At 44.0% G+C, this 14,393-nt stretch carries 10 protein-coding genes, 1 tRNA gene and 1 riboswitch; of the genes, 3 read left to right on the plus strand and 8 right to left on the minus strand.

Translation table 11 applies throughout. The features are described 5' to 3' along the window. The 3 genes from thiB to ompA form a co-directional block, all read right to left on the minus strand. Window positions 1-999: a thiamine ABC transporter substrate binding subunit gene (thiB, locus tag AB3F25_RS05695; protein WP_373602911.1), complete on the minus strand. Its 999-nt coding sequence runs from the start codon at window positions 997-999 to the stop codon at window positions 1-3. Window positions 1,000-1,029: 30 nt separating this feature from the next. Further along, window positions 1,030-1,128: riboswitch (TPP riboswitch) on the minus strand. A 114-nt stretch (window positions 1,129-1,242) separates the two neighbouring features. After that, window positions 1,243-1,569, minus strand: coding sequence for a Grx4 family monothiol glutaredoxin (gene grxD, locus AB3F25_RS05700; protein ID WP_373602912.1), 327 nt, complete (start codon window positions 1,567-1,569; stop codon window positions 1,243-1,245). Between the two features lie 252 nt (window positions 1,570-1,821). After that, window positions 1,822-2,919, minus strand: a complete 1,098-nt coding sequence (gene ompA / locus AB3F25_RS05705; protein ID WP_373602913.1) for a porin OmpA — start codon at window positions 2,917-2,919, stop codon at window positions 1,822-1,824. Window positions 2,920-3,304: 385 nt separating this feature from the next. On the opposite strand from ompA, the gene AB3F25_RS05710 reads away from it, so the two are divergent. Then, window positions 3,305-6,400 (plus strand): FAD-binding and (Fe-S)-binding domain-containing protein, encoded by a 3,096-nt coding sequence (locus AB3F25_RS05710; RefSeq protein ID WP_373602914.1) that lies wholly within the window; start codon window positions 3,305-3,307, stop codon window positions 6,398-6,400. Window positions 6,401-6,538: 138 nt separating this feature from the next. Then, window positions 6,539-7,702 carry an MFS transporter gene (locus AB3F25_RS05715; protein ID WP_373602915.1) on the plus strand — a complete coding sequence of 388 codons (1,164 nt, stop codon included), beginning with the start codon at window positions 6,539-6,541 and terminating at the stop codon, window positions 7,700-7,702. A gap of 41 nt (window positions 7,703-7,743) precedes the next feature. On the opposite strand, the gene pgi is transcribed toward AB3F25_RS05715, so the two are convergent. The 5 genes from pgi to pyk form a co-directional block, all read right to left on the minus strand. Then, on the minus strand, window positions 7,744-9,393 hold the full coding sequence (pgi, locus tag AB3F25_RS05720) for a glucose-6-phosphate isomerase (protein ID WP_373602916.1): 1,650 nt from the start codon (window positions 9,391-9,393) through the stop codon (window positions 7,744-7,746). Between the two features lie 48 nt (window positions 9,394-9,441). Next, window positions 9,442-9,645: a hypothetical protein gene (locus AB3F25_RS05725; RefSeq protein ID WP_373602917.1), complete on the minus strand. Its 204-nt coding sequence runs from the start codon at window positions 9,643-9,645 to the stop codon at window positions 9,442-9,444. A gap of 71 nt (window positions 9,646-9,716) precedes the next feature. Continuing rightward, entirely contained in the window at window positions 9,717-10,799 is a 1,083-nt protein-coding gene (gene alr / locus AB3F25_RS05730) for an alanine racemase (protein ID WP_373602918.1), read from the minus strand. Window positions 10,800-10,808: 9 nt separating this feature from the next. Then, on the minus strand, window positions 10,809-12,212 hold the full coding sequence (locus AB3F25_RS05735) for a replicative DNA helicase (RefSeq protein WP_373602919.1): 1,404 nt from the start codon (window positions 12,210-12,212) through the stop codon (window positions 10,809-10,811). Between the two features lie 166 nt (window positions 12,213-12,378). Continuing rightward, complete coding sequence (pyk, locus tag AB3F25_RS05740; RefSeq protein ID WP_373602920.1) at window positions 12,379-13,815, minus strand: pyruvate kinase; 1,437 nt, start codon at window positions 13,813-13,815, stop codon at window positions 12,379-12,381. A 226-nt stretch (window positions 13,816-14,041) separates the two neighbouring features. Here pyk and AB3F25_RS05745 point away from each other — a divergent pair. After that, window positions 14,042-14,118, plus strand: a tRNA-Val gene (locus AB3F25_RS05745). Window positions 14,119-14,393 lie beyond the last annotated feature (275 nt).

The raw sequence follows: 14,393 nt of genomic DNA on the forward strand, positions 1-14,393 counted from the left end.
TTAGTTGGAGAGGGCTTTTTGCCACTCATTAATCCAAGTTTTAAGCTGTTCGCCGCTTACTTTTGAAGTATCTAACACCGGCATATTTTGAGTTTGACGTTTCAACGCGTCGATATGGCTTTCAATCGGCGTATCAATCACCGGCAACATTACGTTATTTTTCGCGATATCTGCTTGGGCTTGCGGCGAAAGCAAATAGTCAAGAAAATAATCAGCGCAAACATTATTACGATTAGCAACTTTCGCCGCCACTTCAATTTGTAATACACCACCCTCGGTAAAATCCGTTGCCGCATAATTTTCTTTTTGTTCGGCCAAAAGATGATAAAGCGGCGAAGTATTGGTGCTCAATACCAAATCGGCCTCGCCTTTCAAAAAGGCGCCGTAGGCTTCTGTCCAACCTTTTGTGACAGTGACCGTATGTTCGGATAAGTTTTTCCAGATATTTTGCGCTTCCGCTTGCGGGTAAAGCGCATTCACCCAAAGCAATAAACCGCGCCCAATACTACTGGTGCGCGGATCTTGATAAAGTACTTTTAAATCTTTGCGTTCCACCAGTTCTTTTAAGCTTTTTGGCGGATTAGCAAGTTTATTTTTATCGTAAATAAACGCGTATTCAGCGAAATCAAAAGGTAAGAAAATACGGTCTTCCCATTTTAACGGCAGGACCAACTTGGACAAATCCGCTTTATTGGGTTCAAATATCGCCAATTTTTTCGCTTCATCGATTTGATGATGATCTAAACCCAACACTACATCAGCTTTAATTTTTTTGCCTTCTAAACGCACACGGTTAAAAAGCGTGCCGTTGTTATCGAACGCGACGTAAGTTAGCTGACATTGAGGGAACTGTTGCTCAAACCCGGCTTTGACTTTTGGACCAGCACTCCAATCGGCACTGAAAGAATCATAAGTATAAACGGTGAGCGGTTGAGGAACGGCTTGCACAAATGCGCTTGTAGCCAAAAGTGTGAAGAGTATCGGAAACGTTTTTTTCATTGTACTGTCCTTACAAAATGCGAAACAGCTTAATGAAAAGAATTAGTTTCCTACGCCAGCATTATCTGTTTCAGGTTCACGGGTATTTCTCAGCCAATCGTAACGGTATTGGCACCCCGACTAATGGGGCGAAAGTTTATAAAAACTGACTCAAATATACAAGCACTTTAGTGTGAAACCGTTCGTCTGCTCACGAATTTTGGGTAAAACAAAACCCGCTTTGAGCGGGTTTTATTCGATGAATTAAGCTTGATGTTTTGCTGCCGTTTCGCTTAATAAAGTTTGTAATTCGCCAGCTTGATACATTTCTAAAATAATATCACAACCACCAATTAATTCCCCATCAACCCATAATTGGGGAAAAGTTGGCCAATTTGCGTAGGCGGGCAATTCCGCGCGAATATCAGGATGCTGAAGAATATCCACATAACCAAAAGGTACTTTGCAGTTCATTAGGGCTTCGACCGCACGCGCAGAAAACCCGCAAGAAGGCAATTTCGGCGATCCTTTCATATAAATTAAAATCGGATTTTCGCTAATTTGTTTTTTAATTTTATCTAAAGTTTCCATAATGTTTCCCATGAATAAAACATGCTGCGCATTGTAGCACAAGTAATAAACAGAGCAAGGTAAAGCCAGAGTAATAATGTCAGATTTATATTTTCCGTCACGATATGGAAATGCAAATAAACTTCCAATGCGGTGCTAATTTAGAGCGCTAAAGCTTCTTTTTTAAATATACCGTAAAAAACAAAAAAAAGACCTAAACCAAAGTTTAGGTCTTTCTCCATTTAATCCGCTAAAGGAAACTAAATTAAACTATTATTTAGTACCATTAACTGCGATTTCAACACGACGATCCGGTGCTAAACAAGCGATAAGCGCTTTACGACCTTTAACCGCGTCACAAGTTGCACCAGTAACTGGGTTCGCTTTACCGTAACCAGTTGCAGAGATATTTTGCGCAGCCACACCTTTAGATACTAAGTAGTTAGCTACGGTATCTGCACGACGTTGTGAAAGTTTTAAGTTAGATGCATCGGAACCGATACGGTCAGTGTAACCAGCCACAGCAACTTTAGAGTTGTTGATTTGTGCGATTTCACCGTAAATACCATCTAAAGTAGTTTTAGCTTCTGGTTTTAAGTTTGCTTTACCGAAAGCAAAAGTTACATCAGAGTTTAAGTTGAAAGTTTTGCTTACAACTTCAGGTGCAACAACTGGCGCAGCACCTTGACCGAAACGGTAAGATAAACCAGCGTTGATAGAACCGATCCATGGGTTATAATCTACAGAGCTATCTGCAGTTTCTTGAGTGCGGAATTTACCTACACGAGTTAACCATTGATATTCAACACGCAATGCTAACTCTGGTAATGAAGGCAATGCGTATTCGAAACCAGCTGCGAATAAACCGGAAGTACGTAAACTATGACGACCTTCGGCATGATCACGATTGCCGTTGTCATAAACTTTGTAGTCAGAACGAACTAATGCAACACCGGCTTTACCGTAAAGATCCAAACCATCTAAGCTAGAAACTAAACCACCAAGGTTGTAGCTACCTTTTAAGCTTAAGTGAGCACCATGGTTAGTATGTTTGAATGAAGTTAAATCATTACGAGTATATTTAACACGACCAAAGTCATCGTAACCTAATTCAGTTGCTAAACCGAAGTTATCACGATTTAAAATTTGGTAACCGCCGAATACACCGTAAGTGAATGAGTTACGGTGATAACCTGTACCAAACTCTTGGCTATGTGCGTTATAACCATCGGTATTTGATTTGATACCATCGTGGAAAGAAGCTTGACCAGCTTTAAAACCCGCATAGAAAGTATTTTCTTGCGGAGCTGCTTGAGCTACAGAAGCTGCGGCTAAACCGGCAACTACTAATGCGATTGCAGTTTTTTTCATTTTGATGTCCTCTATTTAGTTAGTCATCGATTGGTAAGTAAGAAAAGTTTCCTCGTTTATTGTGAACTTTTTCATAAAGTTACGCACTAAACGTTTGCTTAACTAGGGTTTTGAATTTGCCCTATTCATCCTTTTGACAAATTCAATTCCTTTGTATCGCCAAAGGAACGTTCAAAAGTACCGTCATTATGCTACAAAAATCCCAAAGGTCAAAGTTTTTTTGCCTCCTCTGGCTATTTTATAATCAAATAATACATAATATAAACGATTATTCAGTATTTTTTCACACATTTACTTTGATTCTTTTTTCTTAAAATCGACATTGTCCGTCGCTTCATATATCATTTTTTCTCATTATTTCTACTAAATTCTTGTGAGTAATATCATGCTACCCCGTCTTTCCAACGTTCCGCAATCGGACGCAACCGTTCAACATTATCTCAATGAACTTAAAAAACAGCATTTTGAAGGCGATATCGCCACGAGTTATGCCGATCGCTTAAGTCTTGCCACCGATAACAGCGTGTATCAACAACTACCGCAAGCGATTTTGTTCCCCAAAAATGTGGCGGATGTAGTGCGCTTAAGCAAGCTGGCGAATCGTCCGGAATTTCAATCGCTCACCTTTACCCCGCGCGGCGGTGGCACCGGCACCAACGGCCAATCAATTAATAACAACATTATTGTCGATTTGTCACGTCATATGACGACGATTTTAGAACTCAACAAAGAAGAACGTTGGGTGCGTGTGCAAGCCGGCGTAGTGAAAGACCAACTCAACCAATTTTTAAAGCCGCACGGTCTATTCTTTGCACCGGAACTTTCCACCAGTAACCGCGCCACCTTAGGCGGAATGATTAATACCGATGCGTCCGGCCAAGGCTCATTACAATATGGCAAAACCTCCAATCATGTATTGGCCCTACGCTCGGTGTTAATGAACGGCGATATTTTGGATACCCGTGCACTTGATTCTGCCGACGTTTTAGAAAACATTGACACGCTTGACTTAAATCAAAGCAGCAAAAAACTTCATCAAGAAATCGCGCAACGTTGCCAAAAAAAACGCGCTGCCATTATTAATGATTTACCGCAACTCAACCGCTTTCTCACCGGTTACGATCTCAAAAATGTCTTCAACGAAGACGAAAGCGAATTTAACCTCACACGCATTCTTACCGGCTCCGAAGGCTCCCTTGCTTTTATTTGCGAAGCCAAACTCAATCTTTTGCCGATTCCGCAATATCGCACGCTAATTAACATTAAATACAGTTCCTTTGATGCGGCGTTACGCAACGCGCCATTTATGGTGAAAGCCAATGCGTTGTCTGTCGAAACGATTGACTCAAAGGTGCTTAACCTCGCCAAACAAGACATCATTTGGCACTCCGTCAACGAACTTTTAACCGAAGATGAAAGCAATCCGATTTTAGGCCTTAACATTGTGGAATATGCCGGCAACAATAAAGAAAAAATCGAACGCCAAGTGAACACACTTTGTCGTGCGCTGGATGAAAAAATCGCACAACGGCAAGATTTGATTATCGGCTATCAAGTTTGTTCCGATTTGCCGTCTATCGAACGTATTTACGCCATGCGCAAAAAAGCCGTGGGCTTACTCGGCAACGCCAAAGGTGCGGCTAAACCGATTCCATTCGTGGAAGACACTTGCGTACCACCGCAGCATCTGGCCGATTACATCAGCGAATTTCGCGCCCTGCTAGATAGCCACAATTTACAATATGGAATGTTCGGCCACGTCGATGCAGGCGTGTTGCACGTGCGCCCGGCACTGGATTTATGTGATAAAGAACAAGTCAAACTGTTCAAACGTATTTCCGATGAGGTAGCCGAACTCACCGCTAAATACGGCGGTTTGCTGTGGGGCGAACACGGCAAAGGCATGCGTTCACATTATGGCGAAAAATTCTTCACGCCGGAATTGTGGCATGAACTGCGCTACATCAAAACCTTGTTTGATCCGAACAATCGCCTTAATCCGGGCAAAATCTGTACGCCATTAAATTCTCAAGAGGCGCTTTATTCAATTCTTTCGCCGATGCGCGCTGATAACGATCGCCAAATTCCGATTCAAATACGCGACGAATTTAAAGGTGCGATGAATTGTAACGGCAACGGTTTGTGCTTTAACTTCGATCAGCACAGCATTATGTGTCCCTCCATGAAAGTGAGTAAAAACCGCGTCTTTTCGCCCAAAGGACGAGCGGCAATGATTCGCGAATGGCTACGTTTGCTAGCAAATGAAAATGTGTCACCGGAACAGTTAGCGTTCCAAAAAACGGAAATCACACTTAGCACATTGGTCGAACGAATTCGCAACAGCGTACAAAAATGGCGTGGCGAATACGATTTTTCTCACGAAGTCAAAGCCGCAATGGACACCTGTCTCGCCTGCAAAGCCTGCGCCAGCCAATGTCCGATTAAAATCGACGTGCCGAGTTTTCGCGCCAAATTCTTCCATTTTTATCACAGCCGCTATTTGCGTCCGGCAAAAGATCACATCGTGGCAAATTTAGAAATCGCGGCACCTTATATGGCGAAACAGGCAAAATTTTTCAATTATTTTACCAAGCTGAAAGCGACCCAAACGGTTGTGGAAAAAATTCTCGGGATGACGGATTTGCCTTTACTTTCGCAACCAAATTTACAACAACAACTGGTGGAAATCGGCTATCAAGGCCAATCTCTTGAGGAATTAGAAGGTCTCAATGCGGTGCTCAAACAAGACATGATTTTCATCGTGCAAGATCCTTACACCTCTTACTACGACGCTAAAGTGGTACGTGATTTCGTCGTGCTTGCCCAAAAACTCGGTTTCAAACCTATCGTGCTACCGTTTAAACCGAACGGCAAAGCGATGCACATCAAAGGTTTCTTAACTCGCTTCAGCAAAACCGCCGCAACCCAAGCGGAATTTCTCAACCGTGTGGCGAAATTGGGTTTACCGCTCGTCGGCGTGGATCCCGCCATCGTGTTGTCTTATCGTGATGAATATAAAGAAGCGCTACAAGAAAAACGCGGCAATTTTCACGTGTTAACCGCGCACGAATGGCTCACCCAACAATTGCAAGATACGGCCCTGCTTGAGCGCTTAAAAAATGCGCTAAAAACCGACCATGCTTTTGAATGGTATTTATTCCCGCATTGCACGGAATCCGCATGTATGCCAAACAGTCCGAAAGAATGGCAACAAATTTTTACCCGATTCGGGCAACAATTAACGGTAGAAAAAGTCGGCTGCTGCGGTATGGCGGGCGTATTCGGTCATGAGGTGCAAAACCAAACCATGAGCCGTGATATTTACGATCTTTCCTGGAGCAAAAAATTGCACGGAAAAGACTCGCGCTTTTGCCTCGCGACCGGCTATTCCTGCCGCAGTCAAGTAAAACGTTATGAACAGGTAACGTTAAAACATCCGGTGCAAGCATTGTTAGAAGTTTTATCTTCAGCCGAACGGTAACGCTGAACGGCTCAAATAGCACCGCATTGGAGCCCCGTCGCACAAGCCTCCAATGCGGTGCTATTTTGCCCTCTCGTGTACGCCTCCCATTAGGCGAGCCGAATGTAAATAAAACCAAATAATCTAATTACCGTTATTATGATAAAAAACAAAACACCTCAAAATCTCATCGCTTTCAATTTCCTTTTGATCGCCTTCCTCACCGGCATCGCCTCCGCTTTCCAAACGCCGACATTGAGTTTATTTCTGTCGCAAGAAATTAACGCTTCACCATTTTTCGTCGGACTGTTTTACTCTGCCAATGCGATCATCGGCATTATCTTAAGTCAGATTTTAGCGAAATATTCCGATCGTCATGATGATCGCCGTAAAATCATGATTTATTGTTGCCTTATCGCTGTTACCGGATGCCTGCTATTCGCTTATAACCGCAATTATTACGTCTTGATTTTGCTCGGCACCACCTTGCTCGGTTTGGGTTCGGCGTCGAATCCACAATCTTTCGCCCTCGCGCGCGAATATGCGGAAAGCAACGGTAAAGAAGCAGTAATGTTCACCACCATTATGCGCACCCAAATATCGTTAGCCTGGATTGTGGGGCCGCCGCTATCGTTTTTTATCGCCCTAAACTGGGGGTTCGATTATATGTATCTGGTGGCCGGCTCGGCATTTTTGTTATGTGCTGGGGTGAGTCGTTTATTGCCGAAAATCTCGCCTCAACGCGCGGCGCAAAAATTGCAAGTTTTAGCCAATACAGCGCCGCGCCAAAGCGTGATTTATTTGTTCATCGCCAATTTGTTATTGTGGACGTGCAACAGTATGTATTTGATTAATATGCCGTTATTTGTGATTAATGAATTGCATCTAGACAAAGAATTGGCCGGCACATTGATGGGAACCGCAGCGGGACTTGAAATCCCGGTGATGATTATTGCGGGCTATTTAACCCAATATTTCGGCAAAAAATCACTCATGTTGTTGGCGATGTTCGCCGGCTTCATCTTTTATATAGGCATGCTCTTCGCCACACAAACTTGGCAATTGCTGATTTTACAAGGCTTCAATGCGGTGCTCATCGGCATTGTCGCCACTATCGGTATGCTGTATTTCCAAGATTTAATGCCGAATCAGATGGGTAGCGCCACCACGCTATTTAGCAACGCCTCCAAGGCAAGTTGGATTATCGGCGGCCCGATTGCCGGCGCAATTGCGGAAATCTGGCATTATCATTCAGTGTTTTATCTGGCGGTAGTGCTGATTTTAGTCAGCATCGGCTGTTTAAATCAGGTGAAATCGGTATAAAAAAATACGGTCGTATTGACCGTATTTTTTTGTTTAGCCCTTTAACGCCAGGCTTTGAATTGATTAATCAAGCCATTGGTTGAGCTGTCGTGGCTTTCCACTTTTTCGTCGTTCAGCAATTCAGGCAGAATTCGGTTGGCAAGTTGTTTGCCCAATTCCACGCCCCATTGATCGAAGCTATAAATGTTGAACAACACGCCTTGTACGAAAATTTTATGTTCGTACATGGCAATCAATGCGCCCAAACTAAATGGAGTAATTTTTTGCAACAAAATGGAATTAGTCGGTTTATTACCGGTGAATACTTTAAATGGCACAATCTCTTCCACTTCCGTCAGCGTTTTGCCCGCTTTCAAAAATTCGGCTTCCACTTGTTCTTTGCTTTTGCCGAATGCCAACGCTTCCGTTTGCGCGAAGAAGTTGGACAGCAATTTGTTGTGATGATCGGACAACGGATTATGGCTTTGTGCCGGCGCGATAAAATCACAAGGAATCAATGTGGTGCCTTGATGGATCAATTGATAGAACGCGTGCTGACCGTTCGTGCCCGGCTCGCCCCAAATAATCGGGCCGGTTTGGTAGTTGTCGATCACTTTGCCGTTGCGATCAACGTATTTTCCGTTAGATTCCATATTGCCTTGTTGGAAATAAGCGGCAAAACGGTGTAAATATTGGTCGTACGGTAAAATCGCTTCCGTTTGTGCGCCCAAGAAGTTAGTGTTCCACAAGCCTACTAAAGCCAGCGTGGTCGGAATATTTTGTTCCAATGGCGCATGGCGGAAGTGTTTATCCATTTCATGGGCACCGCTTAATAAGGCTTCAAAGTTTTCAAAACCGATAGAAAGGGCAATAGATAAACCGATAGCCGACCACAAAGAATAACGACCGCCGACCCAATCCCAGAAACCGAACATATTGTTGGTATCGATACCGAATTTTTCCACTTCTTTCGCGTTGGTTGAAAGCGCTGCAAAGTGTTTTGCCACGTGTTTTTCATCTTTTGCCGTTGCTAAGAACCAATCACGTGCGGAATTAGCGTTGGTCATAGTTTCTTGCGTAGTAAATGTTTTGGAGGCAACTAAAACCAGCGTCGTTTCCGGATTCACTTTTTTCAGGGTTTCCGCAATGTGAGTGCCGTCCACGTTAGACACAAAGTGCATGGTTAAATGATTTTTATACGGACGCAACGCTTCGGTTACCATGTAAGGCCCAAGATCAGAACCGCCGATACCGATATTGATCACATCGGTAATGGCTTTGCCGGTATAACCTTTCCATTCACCGGAAATCACACGCTCACAAAAAGATTTCATTTTTGCCAATACCGCATTGACTTCCGGCATCACATCTTTGCCATCCACGAAAACCGGCGTATTGGCACGATTACGAAGTGCAGTATGTAATACGGCACGATTTTCCGTGCGGTTAATTTTTTCCCCATTGAACATGGCTTCTTTGGCTTGTGTCAAGCCACATTCTTCAGTGAGCTGACGCAACAAGCCGAGGGTTTCTCGGGTCAGATTATTTTTGGAAAAATCCACCAAAATTTGGTTATCAAAGGTTAAAGAATAATTCTTGAAACGATCTTTTTCTTGTCGGAATAAATCTTGAATACTGACATTAGCCAATTCAGTTTGATGAATTTCAAGCGCTTTCCACGCATTCGTGCTGGTTGGGTTGATATTTTTCATAATGTTTCCTTCCGTTAGATAAAATAAATGTTGTGGCCCTGTGCGCATTTAAGCATTCAATGCGGTGCTGTTTTGAATGCTCAGTGCGGTGCTGTTTTGAGTGTTCAATGCGGTGCTGTTTTGAATGTTCAATGCGGTGCTATTTTGAATGTTCAATGCGGTGCGATTTTGAGCGTTCAATGCGGTGCTATTTTGAGTGTTCAATGCGGTGCTATTTTGAGTGTTCAATGCGGTGCTATTTTGTAGCTTCATTAAATTTCTGCCTCGTTATTGCGATAGCTTTGCATCTGGAACGAAATTCATTGCATTATAAAATCGCGCGGTTAATCCACGTATTCGTTTATAACACGCGGCGTTAATTTTGTAATCAATTCGTAACTTAAAACTCCGGTGTATTTAGCGACGGTTTCAATAGGCAATTCCTTACCCCATAAAATCACTTCATCGCCTACTTGATCTTGACTGTCCGGCCCTAAATCAACAGTGAGCATATCCATAGACACGCGCCCAACGATCGGCACAATTCTGCCGTTTAAATACACCGGAGTGCCTTCCGCCGCATCACGCGGATAACCATCGCCGTAGCCGATGGCAACCACGCCAATTTTAGTGTCGCGCGGGCTGCTCCATATACCGCCGTAGCCGACCGGCTCGCCTTTTTTATGATGGCGCACGGCGATTAATGAAGAAGTCAAATTCATTACCGGCGTTAAACCGAATTCGCTACCAATGGTATCCGTCGGCGAAATGCCGTACATAATAATGCCGGGGCGCACCCAGTCCAAATGAGATTGCGGCCAAAATAAAATACCGCCCGATGCGGCGATACTGCGCTCGCCCGGTTTGTCTTGCGTTGCGCATAAAAAACGTTGAATTTGTAACGACGTGTAATCGGATTCAAGTTCGTCCGCGCGGCTGAAATGGCTGACGAAGCCGAAATGCGGTTGCACTTGCGGAAGTCTTTTCAACTCTTGATAAAATGTATCCACTTCCTCCAAAGAAACACCTAAACGATGCATGCCTGTATCAATTTTCAGCCACACTTTAATCGGACCGGTCACATCCGCGCGCTTTAACGCTTCAAGTTGTTCACGATTATGCACGATGGTTTCGATATTATTCACCGCTAAAATTGGCAGATCTTTTTCGTTAAAAAAGCCTTCCAATAATAGAATCGGCTTGGTAATGCCGTTAGAACGCAACGCTAGCGCCTCTTCCAAACGCGCCACACCGAAGCAATCCACGTTTTTTTCTAAAGTAGAGGCCACAAACACTACGCCATGACCATAAGCATTCGCTTTTACTACGGCAATAATTTTACTATTCGGCGCTTTTTGTTTAATCACGTCCAAATTATGTTTTAAGGCGCGCGAGCTAATTTTCGCGGTCGCCGGTTTTACGTTCATTATTTTTCCTTAATAATCATGATATTCGCGTTGTTCAGCGAGATTGTCAAAACGCGAAAATTGCCCGTTAAATTTCAAACGCACGCGACCAATCGGGCCGTTACGTTGTTTACCGATAATAATTTCCGCCACGCCTTTATCTTCCGAATTGTCGTTATAAACTTCGTCGCGATAAATAAACATAATCAAGTCAGCATCTTGCTCGATAGAGCCGGATTCACGTAAATCCGAATTTACCGGACGCTTATCAGCGCGTTGCTCCAAAGTGCGATTTAACTGGGAAAGGGCGATGACAGGCACTTCCAACTCCTTCGCGAGCGCTTTCAGTGAACGGGAAATTTCCGCAATTTCCAAGGTTCGGTTATCGGAAAATGCTGGGGCGCGCATTAATTGAAGATAATCCACCATGATTAAACTTAACCCGTTATTTTCACGATAAACCCGTCTGGCGCGGGAACGCAGCTCGGTCGGTGTTAATCCGGAAGAATCGTCAATGTAAAGGTTATTTTTCTGCTTAAACATACCGAATATGCTACTGATTTTGTTCCATTCAATTTCGTCTAAGCCTTGACCGGTACGGATTTTGGTTTGATCCACGCGCGCCAATGAAGCAATCATACGCATCATAATTTGTTCGGCAGGCATTTCTAAACTGAACACCAATACCGGTTTATCGCTTGCCATCATCGCATTTTCACACAGATTCATGGCAAAGGTGGTTTTTCCCATGGACGGACGCGCAGCGACGATAATTAAATCCGAAGGCTGTAAACCTGCCGTTTTTCGGTCAAGATCCGTAAAACCGGTGGTAACGCCGGTCACACCGGAATTATTTTTCAATTTGCTTAAAGCATCAATCCGTTCGATGGTGCTTTGCAACACGCTAATCACGTTTTGTGGGCCTTCGCCGGAAGTGCTGCGTTTCTCCGCAATGGCGAACACTTCACGTTCGGCTTCGTCCAAAATCAGTTTGATGTCTTGCCCTTTCGGTGAGTAACTGTTTTCCGCAATGCGGTTGCCTACAGAAATCAATTCGCGCAGAATCGCTTTTTCACGCACGATGTCGGCATAAGCCAAAATATTAATCGCATTTGGTGTATTGTTGGAAAGTTCGGCAAGATAAGCAAAACCGCCTACTTCTTCGCTGATACCTTTATTTTTTAAAGCTTGATCCAAAGTGATGAGATCGATCGGTGACCGGTTACGTATTAAATCTTCCATGGCCTGGAAAATTGCACGGTGAGCAAAAGTGTAAAAATCCTCCGCAATTACACGTTCGGCAATACCGTCCCAATGCTGATTGCTTAACATAATGCCGCCCAACACGGCTTGCTCGGCTTCAAGAGAATGAGGCGGAACGCTCACTTGTGTGGTTTGTTTGTCGGATGATTTGATTTGCGGTTGAGATGCCATAAGAATTTTAAGATACAAAAGAATTGGTGCTTATGATACCGCAAATGAGGGGGCGGTTTAAGCGAAAACTACGGTCGATTTGGACTGAGCTTTTAATCGTTTTTGTTGCACTGAAAGTAAAAATAAAAAACGGTGGAAAAATCCACCGTTTTTTATTTTTTCGTGATTATTCAACGATAAGCACACGGCATACATTCGTATGCTTGATTGACTCATCTCCTTGCGTTAATAACACCAAATCACCTGAATTTAAGTAACCTTTTTCTTTTAATAATTGCACCGCTTCTTGCGCGCCGCTTGCACTGCGCGTTTCCGCATCGCTGAATACCGGTGTCACGCCACGGTATAAAGAACAAAGATTTAACGTTTCTTGGTTGCGGGATAAGGCAAAAATCGGTAAACCCGAGCTGATGCGGGACATTAACAATGCGGTGCGCCCGGTATGTGTCAATGTAATAATCGCCGCAACGCCTTTCATATGGTTTGCGGAATACATTGCCGACATGGCTACCGCTTCTTCGATATCGCCGAACTCTTTGTCCATACGGTGACGGGAAACATTAATACTTGGCATTTTTTCCGCGCCTAAACACACGCGCGCCATCGCTGCGACGGTTTCAGCCGGATATTGACCGGCAGCCGTTTCGGCCGAAAGCATTACCGCATCTGTGCCATCCAGCACCGCATTGGCTACGTCCATCACTTCCGCACGAGTCGGCATCGGATTACTGATCATAGATTCCATCATTTGTGTCGCGGTAATTACCGCGCGGTTTAACTGACGCGAACGACGGATTAATTTTTTCTGCACGCCTACCAATTCAGGATCGCCGATTTCCACGCCTAAATCACCGCGAGCGACCATGATCACGTCCGATGCTAAAATAATGTCGTCCATTGATTCGTCATCGACTACCGTTTCAGCACGTTCAACTTTCGCCACAATTTTCGCATTTAAACCGGCTTTCTGCGCCAATTCACGCGCGTAATTTAAGTCTGCGCTGGAACGCGGGAAAGAGACTGCCAAGAAATCAACGCCGATACGCGCTGCCGTAATGATGTCTGCTTTATCTTTTTCAGTTAATGCGTCAGCTGATAAACCGCCGCCTAATTTATTGATCCCTTTATTATTTGATAACGGGCCGCCAACAGTGACTTCAGTAAACACTTTTGCATTTTCGGTGGACAATACTTTTAATTGTACGCGGCCGTCATCTAACAAAAGAATATCCCCGGGAACAACATCTTGCGGTAAGGTTTTGTAGTCTAAACCGACTGCCTCTTGATTGCCTTCACCTTTTGGCAATTCCGCATCAAGAACGAACTTATCGCCGACATTTAAGAAAATTTTGCCATCTTTGAAAGTAGAAACGCGGATTTTAGGCCCTTGTAAATCACCTAAAATCGCTACAGTCTTGCCTAATTTTTTCGCAATAGAACGAACGCGTTCCGCACGCTCAATATGATCATCAGGCGTACCATGCGAGAAGTTCATACGAACTACGTTTGCGCCTGCCGCAATAATTTTCTCAAGATTGTTATCGCGGTCGGTCGCCGGACCCATAGTACATACAATCTTCGTTCTTCTTAGTCTTCTAGACATCATTCTACTCCGTCAGTCAATATTTATATTTTGAATAAACCTGATTAGGCCGAAGCTTTTCGGCCGAAATAAACCGGCGCGCATTATACGCTCAAAAACCGCCGAAATCAAAAAAGAGTTCGCGACGCTCTGAGCTCGTTTTGGTTAAAATTTTATCACCCGCACCGGCGTTGTAGAAAATTTCTTGTCTTCCTGTTAAAAACCGTCTATTATGCGCGGCACTCACGCGACTATAGCTCAGTTGGTTAGAGCACCACCTTGACATGGTGGGGGTCACTGGTTCGAGTCCAGCTAGTCGCACCATTTACCCTAAACAAAGCCCCGCGTAATTTAACGCGGGGCTTTGTTTTATCGGGATTTTACAAGGCTTTATCGCTCGTTTATTCAGCCTGTTTAAACACATCTAATCTTAGTTTTTTAACACCGATAGTAACTGTTTAACCGGTCGAAGCCGTTGAAATGTTAATCATGCCGAAACCTACCGTCTGCTCTTAAAACAGCACCGCATTGAAAAGGGTTCCAATGCGGTGCTGTTGAGCATAGTGAACAGATAAGCCTAGCAATCATTCATCCGTTTT

It is taken from the genome of Aggregatibacter sp. HMT-949, assembly GCF_041734645.1.
GTDB lineage: Bacteria > Pseudomonadota > Gammaproteobacteria > Enterobacterales > Pasteurellaceae > Rodentibacter.

Excerpts from the sequence above, each read along its gene's own strand:
- thiB (WP_373602911.1), bottom strand. The coding sequence starts at position 999 with ATGAAAAAAACGTTTCCGATACTCTTCACACTTTTGGCTACAAGCGCA.
- grxD (WP_373602912.1), bottom strand. The coding sequence starts at position 1,569 with ATGGAAACTTTAGATAAAATTAAAAAACAAATTAGCGAAAATCCGATT.
- ompA (WP_373602913.1), bottom strand. The coding sequence starts at position 2,919 with ATGAAAAAAACTGCAATCGCATTAGTAGTTGCCGGTTTAGCCGCAGCT.
- AB3F25_RS05710 (WP_373602914.1), top strand. The coding sequence starts at position 3,305 with ATGCTACCCCGTCTTTCCAACGTTCCGCAATCGGACGCAACCGTTCAA.
- AB3F25_RS05715 (WP_373602915.1), top strand. The coding sequence starts at position 6,539 with ATGATAAAAAACAAAACACCTCAAAATCTCATCGCTTTCAATTTCCTT.
- pgi (WP_373602916.1), bottom strand. The coding sequence starts at position 9,393 with ATGAAAAATATCAACCCAACCAGCACGAATGCGTGGAAAGCGCTTGAA.
- AB3F25_RS05725 (WP_373602917.1), bottom strand. The coding sequence starts at position 9,645 with ATGAAGCTACAAAATAGCACCGCATTGAACACTCAAAATAGCACCGCA.
- alr (WP_373602918.1), bottom strand. The coding sequence starts at position 10,799 with ATGAACGTAAAACCGGCGACCGCGAAAATTAGCTCGCGCGCCTTAAAA.
- AB3F25_RS05735 (WP_373602919.1), bottom strand. The coding sequence starts at position 12,212 with ATGGCATCTCAACCGCAAATCAAATCATCCGACAAACAAACCACACAA.
- pyk (WP_373602920.1), bottom strand. The coding sequence starts at position 13,815 with ATGTCTAGAAGACTAAGAAGAACGAAGATTGTATGTACTATGGGTCCG.